Origin of the sequence: Methylobacterium sp. Leaf465, assembly GCF_001424705.1 — a bacterium.
Taxonomy (GTDB): Bacteria; Pseudomonadota; Alphaproteobacteria; order Rhizobiales; family Beijerinckiaceae; genus Methylobacterium.
Genome location: NZ_LMRA01000009.1, coordinates 54208 through 74647, shown reverse-complemented (window position 1 = coordinate 74647; position 20440 = coordinate 54208). Strand labels below are relative to the sequence as shown.

At 64.9% G+C, this 20440-nt stretch carries 16 protein-coding genes and 1 pseudogene; 2 read left to right on the top strand and 15 right to left on the bottom strand.

Annotation, left to right across the window (positions count from 1 at the left end):
* Positions 1-122 (top strand): annotated as a pseudogene (locus ASG51_RS23975) (IS630 family transposase); the annotation flags it as partial.
* A gap of 136 nt (positions 123-258) precedes the next feature.
* Here ASG51_RS23975 and glgA read toward each other — a convergent pair.
* Both glgA and ASG51_RS08030 read right to left on the bottom strand, forming a co-directional pair.
* Positions 259-1764, bottom strand: a complete 1506-nt coding sequence (gene glgA, locus ASG51_RS08035; RefSeq protein WP_056380107.1) for a glycogen synthase GlgA — start codon at positions 1762-1764, stop codon at positions 259-261.
* A gap of 160 nt (positions 1765-1924) precedes the next feature.
* The gene (locus ASG51_RS08030; protein ID WP_056380105.1) at positions 1925-3553 is read right to left on the bottom strand and encodes an alpha-amylase family glycosyl hydrolase; all 1629 of its coding nucleotides are present in this window, start codon (positions 3551-3553) and stop codon (positions 1925-1927) included.
* 570 nt (positions 3554-4123) lie between these two features.
* On the opposite strand from ASG51_RS08030, the gene ASG51_RS08025 reads away from it, so the two are divergent.
* Positions 4124-6577, top strand: a complete 2454-nt coding sequence (locus tag ASG51_RS08025; protein ID WP_082513921.1) for a glycogen/starch/alpha-glucan phosphorylase — start codon at positions 4124-4126, stop codon at positions 6575-6577.
* A gap of 133 nt (positions 6578-6710) precedes the next feature.
* On the opposite strand, the gene ASG51_RS08020 is transcribed toward ASG51_RS08025, so the two are convergent.
* From ASG51_RS08020 to ctaD, 13 genes are all read right to left on the bottom strand, one after another.
* Positions 6711-7655, bottom strand: a complete 945-nt coding sequence (locus ASG51_RS08020) for a ferredoxin--NAD(+) reductase (protein WP_056380103.1) — start codon at positions 7653-7655, stop codon at positions 6711-6713.
* Between the two features lie 67 nt (positions 7656-7722).
* The gene (locus ASG51_RS08015; protein WP_056380101.1) at positions 7723-8076 is read right to left on the bottom strand and encodes a hypothetical protein; all 354 of its coding nucleotides are present in this window, start codon (positions 8074-8076) and stop codon (positions 7723-7725) included.
* A 130-nt stretch (positions 8077-8206) separates the two neighbouring features.
* Positions 8207-11071, bottom strand: coding sequence for an EAL domain-containing protein (locus ASG51_RS08010; protein ID WP_244480092.1), 2865 nt, complete (start codon positions 11069-11071; stop codon positions 8207-8209).
* A 229-nt stretch (positions 11072-11300) separates the two neighbouring features.
* A complete protein-coding gene (locus tag ASG51_RS08005) occupies positions 11301-12596 on the bottom strand; it encodes a pitrilysin family protein (protein WP_056380098.1) in 1296 nt (431 codons plus the stop codon).
* Positions 12597-12602: 6 nt separating this feature from the next.
* Complete coding sequence (gene thrC, locus ASG51_RS08000; RefSeq protein WP_056380096.1) at positions 12603-14015, bottom strand: threonine synthase; 1413 nt, start codon at positions 14013-14015, stop codon at positions 12603-12605.
* A 66-nt stretch (positions 14016-14081) separates the two neighbouring features.
* Complete coding sequence (locus ASG51_RS07995) at positions 14082-14498, bottom strand: DUF4864 domain-containing protein (protein WP_056380094.1); 417 nt, start codon at positions 14496-14498, stop codon at positions 14082-14084.
* 86 nt (positions 14499-14584) lie between these two features.
* On the bottom strand, positions 14585-15346 hold the full coding sequence (locus tag ASG51_RS07990) for an SURF1 family protein (RefSeq protein ID WP_056380092.1): 762 nt from the start codon (positions 15344-15346) through the stop codon (positions 14585-14587).
* A gap of 2 nt (positions 15347-15348) precedes the next feature.
* Positions 15349-15720: a DUF983 domain-containing protein gene (locus ASG51_RS07985; RefSeq protein ID WP_244472614.1), complete on the bottom strand. Its 372-nt coding sequence runs from the start codon at positions 15718-15720 to the stop codon at positions 15349-15351.
* A 131-nt stretch (positions 15721-15851) separates the two neighbouring features.
* Positions 15852-16709, bottom strand: coding sequence for a cytochrome c oxidase subunit 3 (locus tag ASG51_RS07980; protein ID WP_056217308.1), 858 nt, complete (start codon positions 16707-16709; stop codon positions 15852-15854).
* A gap of 137 nt (positions 16710-16846) precedes the next feature.
* Positions 16847-17461 (bottom strand): cytochrome c oxidase assembly protein, encoded by a 615-nt coding sequence (locus tag ASG51_RS07975; RefSeq protein WP_056380089.1) that lies wholly within the window; start codon positions 17459-17461, stop codon positions 16847-16849.
* 28 nt (positions 17462-17489) lie between these two features.
* Positions 17490-17663 (bottom strand): hypothetical protein, encoded by a 174-nt coding sequence (locus ASG51_RS24585; RefSeq protein WP_056217313.1) that lies wholly within the window; start codon positions 17661-17663, stop codon positions 17490-17492.
* Positions 17660-18610 carry a heme o synthase gene (locus tag ASG51_RS07965; RefSeq protein WP_056217316.1) on the bottom strand — a complete coding sequence of 317 codons (951 nt, stop codon included), beginning with the start codon at positions 18608-18610 and terminating at the stop codon, positions 17660-17662. The genes ASG51_RS24585 and ASG51_RS07965 overlap by 4 nt, the downstream gene beginning before the upstream one ends.
* Positions 18611-18787: 177 nt before the next feature.
* A complete protein-coding gene (ctaD, locus tag ASG51_RS07960) occupies positions 18788-20419 on the bottom strand; it encodes a cytochrome c oxidase subunit I (RefSeq protein ID WP_056350335.1) in 1632 nt (543 codons plus the stop codon).
* Positions 20420-20440 lie beyond the last annotated feature (21 nt).

Here is a 20440-nt window from a genome sequence, read left to right as displayed (position 1 = left end):
GCCGGATCTTCCAATCCTACGACGACATCCTCGATCACTGCTGCGATGCCTGGAACAAGATCATCGCCCAACCCTGGCGCCTCATGTCCATCGGACTGCGCCGATGGGCCCATGCGTTCTGATCAGTGAGGATTGGTATAAGAGCGTATGCCGCGCGTCCCGCCCTTCGGGATGGGACGTGGCACCCCCAAGACACGAACACAACTGGCGGGTGTCCCCGCCGGCTGTGTTCGTTTCATTGATGTGGACGTACCGAGATCAGGCGGCGCGCAGGCGCAGACCGGCCGTATTGCCGAAGGCACGAGCGTAGAGAGAGGCGTAGTTCATCGCGGCCTGATCCCAACCGAACGAACGCGACATGGCGTGGCGACGCATCGCGTTCAGCCGCTTCTTTTGCGCGAAGGTGTCGAAAGCGCGCCGGATGGCGACGGAGAAGCCCCGCGCGGAAGCCTCACCGAAAGTGAAGCCGGTGACGCCGTCCTCGACCGTGTCGGCGAGGCCGCCGGTGCGGTGAACGATCGGCAGGGACCCGAAACGCTGGGCGTACATCTGGGCGAGGCCGCAGGGCTCGAAGCGGGACGGCATCAGCAGAAAGTCGCTCCCCGCGAACATGCGGCGGGCATCGCGCTCCTCGAAGCCGACATGCACGCCGACGGAGGAGGGGTAACGGCGGGCAAGGTCGCGCAGCGCGCCCTCGAACCGACCCTCGCCCTGACCGATCACCACCAACTGGCCGCCCTCGGCTACGATCGACTCGGCCGCGCCGATGCTGAGATCGATGCCCTTCTGGTGCACGAGGCGGGAGACAACGGCAAAGAGGGGGCCGCGCGACACGGCCAGACCGAACTGCCGGCGGACGGTCTCGGCGTTGGCGCGCTTGCCCTTCCAGTCGTCGATCTCGAAGCGGGCGGCGAGATGCGGGTCGGTGCGTGAGTCCCAGCTCTCGTCAATGCCATTAAGGATGCCGGCGAGACGACCTTGCGCGGCTCGAGTTCGCAGAAGGCCGTCGAGGCCGCAGCCCGATTCCGGCGTGATGATTTCCCGGGCGTAGGTCTCGCTGACGGTCGTGACGTGCGAGGCGTAATAGAGCCCGGCCTTGAGAAAGGAGAGCTGCCCGTAGAACTCGACGCCATCCATCCGGAAGGCATCCTCGGGGATGCCGAGACGCCCGAGGGCCTCACGCGGGAAGACGCCCTGATAGGCGAGGTTGTGCACCGTGAGGATGCTCGGCACCCGCAACCCGCTCCATGCGAGGTAGGCGGGGGCAAGGGCTGCTTGCCAGTCGTTCAGGTGTAGCAGATCCGCGGCCCAAGTCGGGTCGATGCCGCGCGCGATTTCCGCGGCCGCGAGGCTCAGGCGGGCGAAACGGATGTCGTTGTCCCCGAAGTCGCCCTGAGCGTTGCCGTAGGGCGTCCCATCCCGCTGATAGAGGTCTGCGTTGAGGATGACGTAGACTTTGAGCCCGTCGGTGGTCTCCACGAGTCCGAGATCGCTGGGCGGAATGCCGGCCTGGGCCGGCAACTGTGCGACGACCGGAATGTGATCGAACTGCTCGATGACCTGTCGATATCCCGGAATCACGACGCGGACATCGTAATGCCTGCGCAGGGCCCGCGGAAGGGAGCCTGCGACTTCCCCGAGGCCGCCCGTCTTCACGAAGTCGGCCATCTCCGGCGTGGCGAAGAGGATACGGGGCTGGAGTTGATGACGGGATCTGGGGCTGTGGTGGAGGTCGATGGGGTCTTGCTGGTCCGCCACGCTCATGAATACGTTCCCGCGTCGAGCGGTGGGCGGGAACGGAGAGCGAGAGCCCAGCATCGACGTCGACCTCGTGAACGCAGCGTGATGGCTATTGTTCCGTTGCGTTGCACAATTCAAGCCACGTTCAGGAACTTTCTCGTCTTGCGACGAATGTGCCCGCTTTTTACACGGTGACGTGATGTCGGGGGTAAGCCCCGGCAGGGTCCCGGAGCAGGATCAAACCCTCATCGGCTTCGAGGACCATAGCGTCATCGGACCGGCTAATGGGCCGGTCCGGGCGCGTCGAAAGGAGAATGGCCCAGGTGCTACCGTCTTCGGCGGTATCGATGATGGTTTGCCGCGATGCACTGAAGTTCAGCAATATGCGGAGCGTCGCATCACCGTCGTGCCGCTCATAGGCAAAGACGAACGCCGTTGAGGAGGGAAGGCTGCGAAATCCTCCGGTCGAGAGGGCGGTATGATCCCGGCGCAGGCGCAGGAGGCGGCGATAGAGGGTGAGAAGCGATCGGGCATCATCGCGCTGGCACTCGACGTTCCGGGTTGCCGCATCCGGGCTCAACGGGAGCCAGGGCTCTCCTGCACTGAAACCAGCGTGGAACGAGTCGTCCCACTGCATCGGCGTGCGTTCCGGGTCGCGGCCATGGCCCGGCTCGTTGCGCTCCCAGAGATCCTGGACGCGGTCCGGTGGAATGGTCACGTGGGCGAGACCGATCTCGTCGCCGTAATAAAGGGTGGGCGTGCCGCGCAGGGTCAGCAGAAGCATCGCCGCGATGCCGGCCTGCGTGGCGCCGACCCGTGCCGCGATCCTGGACTGGTCATGGTTGCCGAGCACCCAGTTTGGCCAACCGCCAGGGGGGAGGGCGTTCTCGTAGGCGATTACGAGCTCGGCCACCGAGCGGGCGTTCCAGGGCGTCTGGATAAGCTGGAAGTTGAAGGGCAGATCGACGCCTGCCAGATCGGCACCGTAATAGGCTACGAGGCGCTCGACGGGCAGGTAAATCTCGCCGATCAGAACGCGCTCCCCGTAGGGCGCCAGCACGGCCCGCATCTCGGCGATGACATCGAAGATCTCCGGACGATCGGCGGAGTAGACCTGGGCGAATCGATTGATCTCAGCCTGTCCGGAGCTGAACCCCGGATTCTTGGGATTGTCGCGGAATCCCTCATCCTTCATCAGGTGCCAGATCACATCGACGCGGAAGCCGTCCACGCCGCGGTCAAGCCAGAAGCGAAGTACGTCGTGCATCGCCGCGCGAACGCTCGGGTTTCGCCAGTTCAGGTCCGGCTGCTCGCGCAGGAAGGCATGGTAGTAGTATTGCCCGGTCGCTTCGTCGAGGGTCCAGGCAGGGCCGCCGAAATTGCTGATCCAGTTGTTCGGCGGGCCTCCATCGGGGGCGGGATCGCGCCAGATATACCAGTCCCGCTTGGCGCTCGTGCGTGCGCTGCGGCTGTCCGCGAACCACGGATGGGCAATCGAGGTGTGGTTCGGGACGAAATCGAGGATCACCTTGAGCCGCCTGAAATGGGCTTCCGCCACCAGGGCGTCGAAATCCTCCAGTGTTCCGAACAACGGGTCGACGCCGCAGTAATCCGCGACGTCGTAACCGAAATCCGCCATCGGAGAGGGATAGAACGGCGAGATCCAGACGGCGTCGACGCCGAGCCAGGCTAGGTAGTCGAGGCGGCGGGTAATACCGCGCAGGTCCCCGATTCCATCCCCGTCGCTATCCTGGAAGGAGCGCGGGTAGACCTGATAGACGGTGCCGCTCTTCCACCAGACCGTATCCGCCATGCAATCCTCCGGCGACGCGTCCCGATCGCGTCCGGGCCGGACCCTAGCCGCAGACGGGACCCTGCGCGACCCGTTCGATCCGGAGGGCGTTCAGACAATATTCGAACGTGGTGTGGTCTCATTCCCGCACGGTTTGGCTGGGACTGTCGGACACCGTGACGCAGGTTTGAACGCTGGTGCAGGACTGTGGTCTCGATGGCGGCCCCACAGGGCACGTTCGCACAAGCAATGCTCCGCATCCTAAAGGGGTACCGAATTCTCAGGATGGGTGGAGTGCGGGAAAACGGCTCCGGCGCGACGATCGGACACCAGACCAGAGGACGATCGCGGGTCCGGTGCAGCCCATACGGTACCGGTCCGTGAGACGAGACGAGGGGACGAGGCCGAACGCAGAACAGGAATGCCCGAGCGCATGATAGCTTCAGGGTTGTCATCTCGTCAGCGGCGTCCAAGTTTCACGGCCGAGAGGGGGACTGACACGTGCTGAAAGACAAACTCATCGGACGAGACAATTCCGACGCCACCGTTTCCTCGGAGGTCTCGGACGTGGCTCAGCGATCGCCTTCGCCGATGGCGCAAGAACGCACCCGACCGGTGCGCAAGGCATCCGGCGATGCGGTGGCGGACCTGCGGGAGGCCATCTTGGCCAAGCTGGTCTACGCCATCGGAAAAACGCCTTCGACCGCACGTGAGCGCGACTGGTTCGCCGCGACGGCACTCGCCCTGCGCGACCGGGTCGTCGATGCTTGCCACGATGCCGACGGGTCGATCCCGAACAAGCGGGTCTATTACTTGTCCCTGGAGTTCCTCATCGGTCGTCTCCTCTCCGATGCCATGAACAATCTCGGCCTCGTCGAGACCACCCGCGCGGCCCTGCGCGAACTTGGCGTGCAGCTCGGCGACGTGGAAGCGGCGGAGCCGGATGCTGCGCTGGGCAATGGCGGCCTCGGGCGCCTCGCCGCCTGCTTTATGGAAAGCATGGCGAGCCTATCGATTCCCGCTATCGGCTATGGCATTCGCTACGATCACGGCCTCTTCCGGCAGTCCCTGGAGGACGGTTGGCAAAAGGAAGCCCCGGAGACCTGGCTCGCGGAGGGTAACCCGTGGGAATTTCCGCGGCCCGACGCGACCTACATCATCGGCTTCGGTGGCCATGTCACGATGTCGGCGGTCTCTGACGGCGTGATTCGCCGCCATTGGCATCCGGCCGAAACGGTTCGGGCGGTGGCCCATGACGTGCCGGTGGTCGGTTGGCGGGGACGCCATGTGAATACGCTGCGCCTCTGGAAGGCCGAGGCCCAGGTGCCTGTCGATCTGGCCCGGTTCAATGGCGGTGATCATGTGGGCGCCGTCGCGGGGCGTGCCCGTGCCGAGGCGATCTCCCGCGTACTCTACCCGAGCGATTCGTCTGCCGAGGGCCAGGAGCTGCGCCTCAGGCAGGAATACTTCTTCACCTCGGCGTCGCTGCAGGATCTGGTGCGCCGGCATGCGGCCGAGCGTGGCGATCTGCGCTCGCTCCCCGACCATGCCGCGATCCAGCTCAACGATACGCATCCCGCCATCGCGGTGCCGGAACTCATGCGCCTTCTTCTCGAGGATCACGGGTTCAACTGGGAGGATGCCTGGCACGTCACCACGCATACCCTCGGCTACACGAACCATACGCTCCTGCCGGAGGCGCTGGAGACCTGGCCGGTCGAGCTGATGGAGCGCGTGCTACCGCGGCACATGCAGATCATCTACCTGATCAACTGGATGCACCTCGAAGAGCAGGGCAAGCAGGGCCGGGGTTCCGCCGAGAAGCTCGCCGCCGTGTCGCTCATCGACGAGACCCACGGCAAGCGGGTCCGCATGGGCCATCTCGCTTTCCTGGGCGCGCGCAGGGTCAACGGCGTTTCCGCCCTGCATACCGATCTGATGCGCTCGACGGTGTTCAAGGAGCTCCACGCCCTCGACACCGACAAGATCGTGAACAAGACCAACGGCATCACCTTCCGGCGCTGGCTCCACAACGCCAATCCTGAGCTCACCGCCCTTGCCGTCGAGGCAGTCGGACCGGAAGTGCTCGATACGCCGGAACGGCTCGCCGGCTTGGCCGACGTCGCGTCCGACGCGAACTTCCAGTCCCGCTACGCGGCCATGCGCCGTGCGCGGAAGGCGGCTCTCGCGCAGGTGGTGGCCGATCGCACCGGTATCACGGTCAATCCGTCTGCCCTGTTCGACGTCCAGATCAAGCGCATCCACGAATACAAACGCCAGCTCCTCAACGTGATCGAGACCGTTGCCCTGTATCAGGCAATCAAGGCTGATCCGAAGGCCGCTTGGACGCCACGCGTGAAGATTTTTGGCGGCAAGGCGGCGCCAAGCTACGTCCAGGCCAAGCTCATCATCAAACTCGCCTGCGACGTCGCCAAGGTGGTCAACGCCGATCCGGACGTGGCGGGCCGCCTGAAGGTGGTCTTCCTGCCGAACTACTCGGTCAGCTTGGCGGAGGCGATCATCCCCGCCGCTGACCTCTCCGAGCAGATCTCCACAGCCGGCATGGAGGCCTCCGGCACCGGGAACATGAAGCTCGCCCTCAACGGCGCGCTGACCATCGGCACTCTTGATGGTGCCAATATTGAGATCCGTGACCATGTCGGCGCGGACAACATCTTCATCTTCGGCCTGGATGCGGCCGGAGTGCAGGCGCGGATGGCCGAGCCGAACTACGCCGAGGTCGCCATCGCCGCTTCGCCCCGCCTGAAAGCCGCTCTCGACCTCATCGAGGCTGGAGGCTTTTCGCCCGAAAAGCCGGACCGCTTCCGACCGATCGTCGACGACCTGCGCCACAACGACCGTTATCTTCTCACCGTCGACTTCGACGATTACTGGCGCGTGCAACGCTCGGTGGATCGGGCTTGGAGCGATCCGAAGACCTGGTGGCGGACGGCCATCCTCAACACAGCCCGGATGGCGTGGTTCTCCTCCGATCGTTCCATGCGGGAATATGCCGAGGAAATCTGGCGGGTTCGGCTCGGCTGATCCGCCCGGTCTGCCCGGTTCTCAAGATGGGAACCGGGCAGGTCACGGCCGCAATCTTGGAAAACAAATGAGCTGCATTCCCGGGGTATGCAGCTCATTTCGTTCGATCGCCTCAGCGTGGACGAATACCGGGTCAGATGCCGGCGTCGATCAGGATCGGATGGCACCGGGCACCGGTCGTCGCAGCGAGCACCTCGACGGCCCCGACCGTCGAGGCGTCCCCGGCAACGTGAACCACATCTGTGCTGCGCAGCGACGGCAGGTGAGCGGTGAGGGGACCGGGACGAACTTCGGGCGGGCGCTGGCGGGCACGATCCGATACGGTGACGATTCGGGTCACGCCGGTCGCGCGCAGCCAATCCAGGGCCGGTCGCATGTAGAGATCGAGGGGATTGCGCGCACCCACCACCAGGATGATTTCGCGGGCCGGTTCGATGTAGCGCGCTGCATGGGCGATGGACCAGATTGGTGCGAAGCCGGTCTCTGACGCAACAAGAACGAGGCGTCCGCCCCCGGCGCGGTAGTAGCCGCGGCCGACAGGGCCTTTCACCTTCACCGGGTGGTCGCAAGCGAGAGCGTCTACCAATTCGTGCCCAAGACCGAATCCGTCGCGATCCTGCCGCAGATGGAACACCAGTTCGTTGAGCTCGGCCGATCCGTCGACACGCAGCGTTGGGCTCAAGGTGACGGGCGCGAAATTCTCGAAGGTGACGTCGACCCCGTGACCCGGCTCCAGGGCGAGCCGACGGGTGATCGTGACGACGACCTGAAAGGTATGCGAACCGAGGGCGGTGATCTCGGTGACCGTACCGGTCCGCTTCTGTACGGCGGTAGGCCGGCTCGGCAGCACGAGGCGAGCGGGCGGCTCTATGGTAGCCGCGCGAGGTAGTGAGAGCTTGATGGCCTCACCGCGATGCGCGCGAGTTTGAGCCCGACGTGGGGCAGGGCCGATGCCCTGGCCACCGGCTCCGGGGGTGGCAGCGATCATCCCATCGGCGAGAGCGGCTTCCAGCGGGGTGTCGCCGGTGCAAACGCGCACGGACTTGCCGTTGACGACGAGCGAGCAGCGGGCGCTCATGGTCGTCCTTCAGGTGCGGGGAATGGGGTGGGCGCGTCGCATAAGGCTCGCCGGGCGAACCCTCGCCTCAGCGCGGTTCGTTGAGCAGATGATCGACGAGGGCGGCCCAACGGTCACGGACCGCCTGTGCCTCGGCTGACAGCGGCTCGGCGCCGTCGATCCGGCTGATGCAGGCGCGGAGCCGTTCGGCCTCGCGACGCTCGGCCCCAAGCACGGCTTTCATAACCATGACCTCGGCCTTGAGCCGCGATACCTCACCTGCCGCGGCTGTAACCGTCGTCGCGATCGCGACCGGTGCGGAAGCCGGGGCCTCGGGGGGTGCCGCGACGTCGGGCACCGCGCGAAGTGGGCGCGCCATCAAGCGTCGGACGAGGCCGGTGTCGATCTCGTCGTCCACGATTCGCAACGCAGCCTGCGCCATGACCCCATCTCCCTCGGCCGGCGCGTCGCACCTTGCCGCCCGCACATCAACTCGAAGCTGAGGATGCCGGATCATGGTTAAGGGAGGTTTAACCCGATGCGTTGGTTTGCCCGCGTCTGCCTGATTTCACTCAGGCAGCTTCAGGCGCCGCACCAAGCAACTGCCGAGCTTGAAGCATCGACATCGGTTCGCCGAAGGCGAAACCCTGAGCATATTCACAGCCCAATTCGAAAAGAATTTGGGTGTCGACTTCCGACTCGGCGCCCTCGGCGATGATTGACAGTCCGAGTTCCTGAGCCATCTTGACGATCGATCGCAGAATGGCGGTCTGGCCCGTCGCGATCTGGCGTACGAAGGACTGATCGATCTTGATCGTGTCGAAGGGGAAGCGCTGAAGGTAGGAGAGGGCCGAGTAGCCGGTCCCGAAATCGTCCAGGGACAGGCCCGCGCCAAGGTCGTGGATGCGGTGAAGCATCTGCGCTGCGTATTCCGGATTCTCCATGACCAGGCTCTCGGTCATCTCCAGCTTCAGTGAGCCGGGGATGACGCCGGATCGGGCCAGGATCGTCTTCACGTCATGCAGGAGATCGTGGCGCAGGAGCTGCCGCGAGGAGATGTTGACGGAAGCGAAGATCGGCGGTTCCACGTCGAGGGAGCGCTGCCAGGCCGCCAGCTCGAGGGCGGTCCGCTCCAGGGCGAAGATACCCAGATTGACGATGAAGCCGCTCTCTTCCGCGATCGGCAGGAAGGTCGCGGGACCGATACGGCCGAGCTTCGGATGGTCCCAGCGCAGGAGGGTCTCGAAGCCGGCGACGGTGCGGTCCTCCAGGCGGACGATCGGCTGGAACAACACCTTCATCTCGTTGCGATCCAGCGCCCGGCGCAGATCAGCCTCCAGCATCATGCGGTCGCCACGCTCGTTGCGCATGGTGGCACGGAACACCTCCGTGCGATCCCCACCGCCGCGCTTGGCCTGGATCATCGCCATTTCGGCGTTCTTGAACACCTCTTCCCTTTTCAGGTTCGCCCCACCCTCGTAGAGGGCGAGACCAACAGAGACCGTCAGGAAAATTTCGCGATCCGCATAGGTGATCGGCGTCGCGATCGCTTTGCGGATCATTTCCGCGAAGGCGAGGATGCGGTCCGGCTCCCGCTCCGAGATCAGGATCAGGGCGAACTCATCGCCAGCCACGCGCGCCAGGGTATCCTGCGGTCGGAGGAGGCGTCCGAGCCTGCGCGACAGCGTCAGCAGGATCGAGTCACCGGCCGACAGACCGATGGCGTCGTTGATGGCCTTGAACCGGTCGATGTCGAGGACGATCGTCGTCGGCCGAAGTCGGGGATCCTGGCTGGCGAACGCCAGTCCTGCATCGAGGCGGTCGTAGAAGAGTTCGCGGTTCGGCAGGCCTGTCAGACTGTCATGCACTGCATCGTGAAGGAGGCGTTCCTCCGCCGTCTTCACCTCAGTGACATCGCTGATCGTGCCGACGACCCGGATCACCTCTCCGTCGGAACCGATCACAGGTCGCGCCTTCAGGCGATACCAATAGTACGGGCCGGCAGTGGAGCGCAGGCGGAAGTCGTGCACGATGCGGCCACGGCGCTCCTCGATGACCGTGTCGAGGGCCGCCGAGTAGCGCTCGACGTCGAAGGGGTGGACCAGGTTGAGCCAGTTGGCCGCCGGGCCTTCGAGGGCACCGCGTTTCAGACCGAGCTGTCCCTCAATCTCCTGACCGGCGAAGACCCGGTCACCCGGTACGTCCCAGTCGAACACCACGTCCCCTGCGCCCGTGAGGGCCAATGCGCGCCGCTCTGTGTCGGAGACGAGAGCATGGGTCAGGCCACCGCCCGCGAAGGCGTGCTGCATCACGGTAAAACCGATCAGCATGACGATCAGCACGAGCCCGCCGATGAGGGCGGGCTGCACCAGATCGCTGCTGATCTGCCCCGTGATCGCGAACCCGGCAGCCACCACCCAGACGAGAAGCAGGCACCAGGTGGGCACCAGCAGGATGGCGCGGTCATATCCGTTATGCGCCGCGAGATAGACGATCAGCAGCAGGCCGACGCCGGCCACCGCCGCGATGGAGATGCGGGCGACGCCGGCCGCCACGGGCGGATCGAACACCGCGAGGCCCACCAGGCACGCCAGGAACAGGAGCCAGATGATCGCCACGTGGCTGTAGCGCACGTGCCACCGGCTGAGGTTGAGATAGGCAAACAGGAAGACCAGGAGCGTCGCGCCGAGAACCGCCTCCGTCGAGGCGCGATAGACACGCTCGGCAACTTCGGTGATGGGAAACACACGCTGCAGGAAGCCGAAATCAATTGAGGCATAGGCCAGCACGGCCCAAGCCAGGGACGCGGCGGCGGGAAAGATGATCGCGCCCTTCACGACGAAGATAATCGTCAGGAACAGGGCGAGGAGACCCGCAATGCCGATGATGATACCCTTGTACAGGGTCAGGCCGTTGGCCTTCTTGCGGTAAGCTTCCTGATCCCAGAGGTACACTTGCGGGATGTTCGGCCCTCGCAACTCGGCCACATAGGTTACGGTCGCCCCGGGATCGAGGGTGATGACGAACTGATCGGCTTCCGGGTTCTCGTCGCGCTCCGGTCGAATACCCTGGCTCGCCGTGATGGCGGCGATGCGCGAGCCTCCGAGATCCGGCCAGACAACACCCGAGCCCACGAGGCGGAAATGCGGGGCGACGAGGACCCGGTCCACCTGCTCGTCGGTGTCGTTGGTGAGGGCGAACACCATCCAGTCGGGACGGGCGCCGGTCTCACGGGCCTTCACCACGATGCGGCGGACGATCCCGTCCTTCCCCGGGGCGGTGGAGATCTGGATCAGGTCGCCATCGGAGCGATAACGTTCGATCATCGGCGTGAGATCGATGACGGGCGCGTCGAGACTGACGCGGACCGCCTCGACGGCCTGCGCCGGTCCTCCGACGATCAGGGCACTGAGCAGTGCCGCAGCGAGGGCGGCCAGGACGGGGGCGAATCTACGCAACGGGCGAGTGTTCCGGCCGGGCGAGGCATGATCGATGGAAACAGGCGACGGGAGACGGCTCAGCTGTGCATCCAGTCGTATCGGTGGGGGCCTCGACGAGCAAGGCGAACGGTCGCCTTGCGCGACGGCGTTCACCGTTTGTGAACCGTGGCGCCGATGAATTTCGATCGCCTGCCTTTGCGGCCAAAACAAGCCGCGTCGGCCAAGCTCATGCCGCCTGCAGCGCCGCCGCGATGCGATCGAGGGTCGGAAGCTTCTTGATCGGACCGATGGCGGCCAGGGTCGGAGCGCCCTTCAGCAGGCGCCGACCAGCCTGGCGGACGTCGTCGACCGTCACGGCATCCACCTTGGCGATCACCTCGCTGGCCGGGATGACGCGGCCCCAGGCCAGGATCTGTCGGGCATTGCGCTCGATCCGGCCGCCGGGCGTCTCCAGGGCGGAGAGCAGCGCGACCTTGAGCTGCGCCTTTGCCCGAGCGACTTCGATCGTGTCGGCATCCGCCGCGGCGCGGATCGTTGCGTCCAGCGTCACGTCCATCAGCTCGGCGAGGTCACCCCCGGATGTGCCGGCACCAATGCCGAACAGGCCGCAATCGTAGAATGCCCAATGGAAGGACTGGATTTCGTAGGCAAGGCCACGCGTCTCGCGCACCTCGTGCCACAGCCGCGAGGTCAGGCCGCCGCCCAGCACCTGCGCGAAGATGTGGAGCGCGTAGTAATCGTCGTCGCGAAACGACAGGCCTGGCAGGCCGAGGACTACGTTGGCCTGCTCGAGTTTCTTCGGCAGCCGCTTCTCGCCGCCGCGATAGATCCCCGGAACCGTCTCGGGCGCCTGCATCGGCTTCAAGTGGCCGAAATAGCGCGATGCCGATTCGACGATCTGGTCATGTCCGATGGCGCCCGCGGCAGCCAGGACGATGCGATCGGGCGTGTATTCCCGGGCGATGTAGGCTTCGATCGCGTCTCGGTCGAAGCTGTTGATCGTCTCGGGCGTGCCGATGATCGGACGGCCCATTGGCTGGTTCGGAAATGCCGCCTCGGTGAAGGCCTCGTAGACGACGTCGTCTGGCGTATCCTCGATCGCCGCATATTCCTGCAAGATCACGCTCTTCTCGCGGGCAAGCTCGCCGGCATCGAAGACCGAACCCGTGAGGATGTCTCCGATCACGTCGAGGGCGACGCTCGCATCCTCGCCAAGCACGCGTGCGGTGTAACTCGTTCCCTCGGCACTCGTCGCGGCGTTGATGTCGCCGCCAACATTCTCGATATCCTCGGCGATGCGGCGAGCGGACCGGGTCTTGGTGCCCTTGAAGGCCATATGTTCGATGAGGTGGCTCAGACCGCCCTCGTCGGTGCGCTCATGACGCGAGCCGGCACCGACCCAGACGCCGAGCGTCGCCGTCGCGACGCCCGGCATCGCCTCGGTGACGACGGTGACCCCATTGTCGAGCTTGGTGATCTTGAGATCGGGCGATGCACCGTGCGTGGCGAAATGCTGGTTCATGAGCCGTTACGCTCCCTTGGTGATACGGGCGCGCTCGCGGATGAAGGTCTCAACCGCCGCCTGATCGTTGGCAACGCGCGAAAAGGTCTCCTTACGGTCCATCAAGTCGGCGAGGTGCGGCGGAAGCTCAGGACGCCGCCCGCCGATCGCCTTCGCGACGGCGTCGGGGAACTTGGCGGCGTGCGCGGTGGCGAGCGCGACGACCGGCGTGTGCGGATCCTGGCGCAAGAGCTTGCGTGCCGCATGCACACCGATGGCGCTGTGGGGATCGATGACGTGTCCGGTCTCCGCATGGGTGCGGGCGATCTCAGCCATGACTTCCGGCTCGGCGACGGCGGTGGCGTCGAACTCGCTGCGCACGGTCTTGAGAACCGACGGATCGAGGTGAAAGCCACCCGACTGCTTCAGCCCGGCCATCAGCCGGCCGAGGCTCGTGGAATCGCGCCCCAGAGCTTCGAACAGCAGGCGCTCGAAGTTCGACGAGATCTGGATGTCCATCGAGGGCGAGGTGGTCGGCTGCACGCCGCGGACCTCGTAAGCACCATACTCGAGTGTCCGGGTCAGGATGTCGTTGGCATTGGTTCCGATCATCAGGCGCTCGATCGGCAGTCCCATGCGCTTGGCGACCCAGCCGGCGAGAATGTCTCCGAAATTTCCGGTTGGAACTGCGAAGGAGATCGGCCGATGGGGGGCGCCCAGGGCCACGGCCGAGGTGAAGTAGTAGACCGCCTGCGCGGCGACCCGGGCCCAATTGATTGAATTGACGCCCGAGAGCCGAACGTCGTCGGCGAAATCAGCGTGCTGAAACAGGGCTTTGACGATGTTCTGACAATCGTCGAAGTTGCCGTCGATGGCGATGGCGTGAACGTTGTGTGCCCCCACCGACGTCATCTGCCGGCGCTGGACTTCGGACACGCGCCCTTCTGGGAACAGGATGAAGATGTCGACCTGATCGAGACCGCGAAAGGCCTCCACCGCGGCGCTGCCGGTATCGCCCGACGTCGCGCCCACGATGGTAGCCCTTGCATCGCGGGCGCGCAGGACATGGTCCATCAGGCGCCCAAGGAGTTGCATCGCCACGTCCTTGAACGCGAGCGTCGGGCCGTGGAAGAGTTCCAGCAGGAACAGGTTGTCGTCGAGCTGGGTAAGGGGGCAGACCGCCGGGTGACGGAAGGTGGCGTAGGCCTCCTCGATCATGCGATCGAGGTCCACGTCCGCGATCTCCCCGTCGATGAGCGGGCGTAGAACGGTCTTGGCGGCATCGGCATAGCGCAGGCCTGCTAGACCGGCGATCGCCGGTCTGGTGATCTGCGGCCAGCTTTCGGGCACGTAGAGCCCGCCGTCGCGCGCAAGGCCGGCGAGAAGGGCGTCGGAAAAGCTGAGGGGCGCCGCGGCGCCGCGGGTCGAGACGTGAAGCAAGGGGGCCTCCAGGAAGGCGCTCCGTCTACACGATGTCGGCGGGCGTGTCGAAAGTCTTGGACGTCGTCAGGCGTTGCTGCCCGGGGCCCTCGTCAGGCGGCATCCCGTGATCCGCCAAGCGCCGTCCGGCTGCTTCTCCAGGCTGTAGAGAGCAGCCCAATCGGCCCCGTCCTCATCCTGCAAGGTGACGCCGAGGGCCACGCCGTCGTCCCCGGCATCCTCGATGCGATCCACGCTGTAGCGCCGATTTCGGTAGACGGCGCCGTAGCCCTGTCGGACCATTGCGATGAAGGTCTCGGGAGAGGGAAAGAGTCCCTGGATCGCGGGCGCGGCCTGGGCGTAGGCCGTAGCCGCATCGTCTCGACGGAATGCTTCGATCTGGCGTTCCACCGTGGCCTTCGCGGCATCCCGGGCGGCTGCGTCCACCGCGAAGGCTGTCGAAGGAATCCACATCGTTATCAGGATCAGGAGGATGGTGCGCATGGGGCCCACTCCGTAACGTAACCGCACGTTCGAAGATAAGCTGGAACACATGCGCGGACGAAGCAAGTTTTCGGCCGCACGCGTCACTATTGCGCGGGGGGCTGATCCTCGTGGAGCCGGCGCCAAGCGAAGACCCCGAACACGCCGACGAGGCACGCCGCGATCCCGAACCACGTGAAGGCGTATTGCAAGTGGTTGTTCGGCAGATCGACCCGGAGCTGACCACCCTTCGGCCAGCCGCCCGGGTTCGGCGTCGCATCCGCCTCGACGAGGTAGGGCCGGGGATCGGGTAGGCTGCGTGAAGCGCTAATGCCGGCGATGTCGCGGTTAAACCATTCGTTCCGTGCCGGGTCCGGCGCTGGCACGAACATCGTTCGTGGTTCGGACCCCCGGAGTATGCCGGTGACGGTGGTGACGCCCTCGACCTGCCCGGCCGCGCGGTTTGCGGGCGTCTTCAACTCGGTGGGCACGAAGCCGCGGTTGATAAGGATGGTGCCACCATCCTCGAGCAGGAAGGGCGTCAGGAGGTAATAGCCCTGAAGAGCTCGCCCCGGAACCTCGCCCGCGGCGAGACCGTGGACCAGCGTCTCGGCTTCGTGCCGAAACCGGCCGGTGATCCGGACACGCCGGAACTCGTCCCGGGCTGGATCCCAACCCTGCGGCAATGGAAGCGCGGTTGGCGGCTCGACCTTCGATCGCGCCAGAATGCGCGTGATTAGGGCTTCCTTCTCGCCCTTGCGCGCGAGCTGCCAGACTCCGAGGCCGAGAAGAATCGCGAGGCAGATCAGTGAAACGAGGCTAGGCATCAAAATGCTGCGCCAAGCGCCGGGACGGAGGGGCGAAGCCATGGTTAACGGAAGCGTCCTTGCTCGGCCTTGTTGGTGAATTGCAGGGCCGCGAGGACGCCCTTTAGTGGCCGCACCAGGAGAAGGCTGAGGCCGATCGACAGGGTGCCGGCCACTAGGGCGTGAACCCAGATCGGCGGCTCGTAGGTGATCTCCATCCAGAGAGCCAGCCCGACGACGATGATGCCGACGATCGACATGACGAAGAAAGCAGGGCCGTCTCCGGAATTGAAACTGCCGTAGTCAAGGTCGCAGACCTCGCAGGATGGGCGGAATGTGAGGAATCCGTCGAACATATGACCCTCGCCACAACGGGGACAACGGCCGCGCAAGCCGGCGGAGACGGGGGAAGGCTTCGGCCGCGATGCGTCCAAGATGGAGAACTCCTCGTACGGCGCTGCGCCGTATCAATCCATATGGGCATGGAAGGTGCGCGCTTCAGGCACGAGCATGAAAAAGGGCGGCTCGCGCCGCCCTCTTCAACACTGGCATGCGGTGCAAGCCGGGCTCAATGAGCCGCGTGACCGACGCCGGCGCCCCAGACGTAGATCGAGGCGAACAGGAACAGCCAGACCACGTCGACGAAGTGCCAGTACCAGGCAGCGAATTCGAAGCCGAGATGCTGTCGGGTGGTGAACTGACCGAGATAGGCGCGGTAGAGGCAGATCGCGAGGAAGATCGTGCCGATGATGACGTGGAAGCCGTGGAAGCCCGTCGCCATGAAGAAGGTTGACGAGTAAATGCTGCCGGAGAAGCCGAAATGGGCGTGTGCGTACTCGTAGGCTTGGCAAGCGGAGAACAGAACGCCCAGGATGATCGTCAGCCAGAGGCCGTACTTCAGGCCCTTCCGATCATCATGCAGCAATGCGTGGTGGGCCCAGGTGATCGTCGTACCGGAGGTGAGCAGGATCAGGGTATTGAGAAGGGGCAGATGCCACGGGTCGAACGCCTCGATGCCCTTCGGCGGCCAGGTGCCGCCCGTGAAGTCGACGCGCGAGGCCTGGATCGGATCGGCGGTGTAGAGCGCCGCTTCAAAATAGGCCCAGAACCACGCGACGAAGAACATCACCTCGGAGGCGATGAACATGATCATACCGTAGCGGTGGTGCAGCTGCACGACACGGGTGTGATCGCCCGTGTTGGCCTCGTGCACGACGTCCTTCCACCAGGCAAACATGGTGTAGAGAACGCCGAGCGTTCCTGCGCCGAAGATGTAGGGGCCCGGGGTCAGGGTGCCAATCTGAAGGCTCTTCATCCAGAACACGGCGCCGAATGCCATCAGGAAGCCCGAGAACGCGCCGATCAGCGGCCAGGGACTCGGGGCCAGAATGTGGAAGTCGTGATTTTTGGCGTGCGCCTCGGCCATTGAACTCTTCTCCTACCCCCGACCTCCGGACCGTCACCGGCCCTCGATCCACTGAATGCATCGTCCTGACCGGGTTGCCCCGGATTGTTGTGGCAAACCCTTACCCAGGGTCGCGCGCTGTTGTCACGCTTGCGTCGTCAAAAATTCGACTTCGTCCCCGTGCCGCCCGTTGTCGCAAGCGCGGCCGTGGGCTGCCCGTTCTTCGAAGCGAAGTAGGTATAGGAGAGCGTCATCTCCGACAGATGTGCGGTGTTCGAGTCCTTGCGGACCTCGGGGTCGATGTAGAACACCACCGGGAAATCCATCGTCTCGCCTGGCTGCAGGGTCTGCTCGTTGAAGCAGAAGCACTGCACCTTGACGAAGAAGCTGCCCATCAGACCCGGCTGAACGTTGAAGGTCGCTATGCCGGTGGAAGGCGTGCTGCCGGTGTTCTTCACGCGGAAAAAGACGGTCTTGGTCTCGCCGAGCCGGGCCTCAACCTTCGGCGACTCGGCCTGGAAGCGCCAGGGCAGGGCCGACGACACATTGGTGTCGAAGTGGACCACCATGCTGTCGTCGATCGCCGCAGCGGTCGGGGCCCGGCCCGTACGCGGCGTCCCGTCGTAGCCGGTCGCCTTGCAGAACATGTCGTAGAGCGGCACCGACGCGAAGGCGAGGCCGATCATCCCGAAGGCGAGGCCTGCGCAGGCCAAGGCCGTCACGCCGGCCTTGCGGCCGGTTTCACGCGGTGGCGCATGTCTGGGGTCGGCCATCAGAAGCGTACTCCGTTGTCCGGCGCGATCAGATCGGACGGTTAAGGACCTGCGGCCCGAGCTTCGCGATCGTGAGCACATAAAAGATGGTCACCAGGGCGAACAGGACCGCCGCGATGGCGATGGAGCGCTTGCGCCGGCGCTGCGACTCCTCGGGCGTCAGCGGGCGGGGCGTCCCCGGCGGGCCGGGGCGATCGCTCACAGGTTCACCGCGCGGAAAAGGCCGAGGCTCTGCTCGGCGAGCAAGGCCGCAAACATCAGGAAGAGGTGCAGAATCGAGAACCCGAACATGCCCATCGCCGCCTTGCGCTCCGGCTCGCCCTCACGATTGCGAAACACGTGGACGCTGAAGGCCAGCATCCCGAGACCGCCCAGCAACGCAGTGACCGCGTAGAGCCACCCACCGAAACCAAGGGCGACGGGCGCGAGGCCCAGGGGGAAGAGCAGGATCGAGTAGGCGATGATCTGGCGACGAGTTGAATCCGGCCCGGCAACGTTCGGCATCATCGGGATGCCCGCTTTGGCATAGTCGGCGGACTTGATGAGGGCCAGGGCCCAGAAATGCGGGGGCGTCCAGATGAAAATGATCATGAACAACACCAACGACTCGACGCCGACGGTTCCGGTGACGGCCGCTTGGCCGACCATCGGGGGGAGGGCGCCGGCGGCGCCGCCGATGACGATGTTCTGCGGCGTCGCGCGCTTGAGCCACATCGAATAGACGACGGCGTAGAAGACGATCGTGAAGGCGAGGAGTCCGGCGGCCAGCCAGTTGGAGGCAAGGCCAAGGACGAGCACCGAGCCCACCGACAGGACGATGCCGAAGGCCAGCGCCTCATCCGGGCGGATACGACCATCCGGGATCGGACGCTTGGCGGTCCGGGTCATCACGGCGTCGATGTCGGCATCCCACCACATGTTCAGGCAGCCTGAGGCGCCTGCGCCTACGGCGATCATCAGTAGCGAGATGGAGCCGACGACCGGTTGAATATGGACGTTCGAGACCAGCATGCCGACGAGGGCGGTGAAGATGACCAGTACCATCACCCGCGGCTTCAGCAGGGCGAAGAAGTCCGACACCTCGCCGCCGACCGGCGACAGAACTTGCGGCTCGGCGCCAGCGGATAGGCTGTTCGACAGGCTCGTCATGGGGTCCCGATACGGTTTTGTGTTTGGTGGGGCTTCGGATCGCGCCGCTTGGCGCCGCCCTTTGCGGGAGGCCTCGGGCAAACACGCAGAGCGAACTCCGAGAGCTTGACCGGGGCCTCCTGGAAAGAGCGAGGACCGCTCGCGCGGTCCTCGCAATCCTCGAAGCTTAAAGCAGCTTCAGTGGTGGCCCGGCTCGTCGATGATCCGGGGCAGGGTCTCGAACTGATGGAAGGGCGGGGGAGAGGACAGGGTCCACTCCAGTGTCGTCGCACCCTCACCCCACGGATTATCTGCGGCGCGCCGGCTGGAGCGGAAGGCCAGGACGACGCCGATGAAGAACACCACCATGCCGAGAGCGAAGATGTGTCCACCCCAGGTGGAGACCTTGTGCCAGCCTGCGAAGGCCTCCGGGTAGTCGGCGTAGCGGCGCGGCATGCCGGCGAGGCCGAGGAAGTGCATCGGGAAGAACAGGACGTTCGCCCCGATGAAGGCGAGCCAGAAGTGCAGCTTGCCGGCCCATTCGGGGATGATGTGACCGGTCATCTTCGGGAACCAGTAGTAGACGCCGGCGAAGATGATGAACACCGCACCGAGCGAGAGCACGTAGTGGAAGTGCGCCACGACGTAGTAGGTGTCGTGCAGGTACTTATCGACCGCTGAGTTCGCGAGGACCACGCCGGTGACGCCGCCGACCGTGAACAGGAAGATGAAGCCGACCGCCCAGTGCATGGCAGCGGTGAAGCGGATCGAACCACCCCACATCGTCGCGATCCAGGAGAAGATTTTCACCCCCGTGGGCACCGCGATGACCATCGTAGCGAAGACGAAGTAGGACTGCGTCTGAAGCGACAGGCCGACGGTGTACATGTGGTGCGCCCACACGACGAAGCCGACGACGCCGATGGCAACCATGGCGTAGGCCATGGCAAGGTAGCCGAAGACGGGCTTGCGCGAGAAGGTCGAGATGATGTGCGAGACGATGCCGAAGGCCGGCAGGATCATGATGTAGACTTCGGGGTGACCGAAGAACCAGAACAGGTGCTGGTAGAGCACCGGATCGCCGCCGCCGGCCGGGTCGAAGAAGGTCGTGCCGAAGTTGCGGTCGGTAAGGAGCATCGTGATCGCACCGGCGAGCACCGGCAGCGACAGGAGGAGTAGGAACGCGGTCACGAGCATCGACCAGGCGAACAGTGGCATCTTGTGCAGGGTCATGCCCGGCGCGCGCATGTTCAGGATGGTGGTGATGAAGTTGATTGCGCCGAGGATCGAGCCGGCGCCGGAAAGGTGAAGGGCGAAGATCGCGAAATCCACGGCCGGTCCCGGGTGGCCGGAGCTCGACAGGGGCGGGTAGACGGTCCAGCCGGTGCCGGCGCCGGAGGAGCCGGGGGCGCCTTCCACGAACAGCGAACAGACGAGGCTGAAGAAGCCCGCGACCGTGAGCCAGAACGAGACATTGTTCATGCGCGGGAACGCCATGTCGGGCGCGCCGATCATGAGGGGTACGAACCAGTTGCCGAAGCCGCCGATCAGGGCGGGCATCACCATGAAGAACACCATGATGAGGCCGTGGCCGGTCACGAACACGTTGTAGGTGCCGGGATTGGCGAAGTACTGGAGGCCGGGCTCTTCCATCTCCATGCGGATGCCGAAGGAGAGGAACGCACCCATGATGCCCGCGCAGAATGCGAACAACAGGTAGAGGGTGCCGATGTCCTTATGGTTCGTCGACAGGAACCAGCGGGAGAAGAAAGAGGGCATGTGGTGGTCGTGGGCGTCGTGATGCCCCGTATGTGCAGCGGCGTTCGCCATGGATGCAGACCTTAGTCCAGG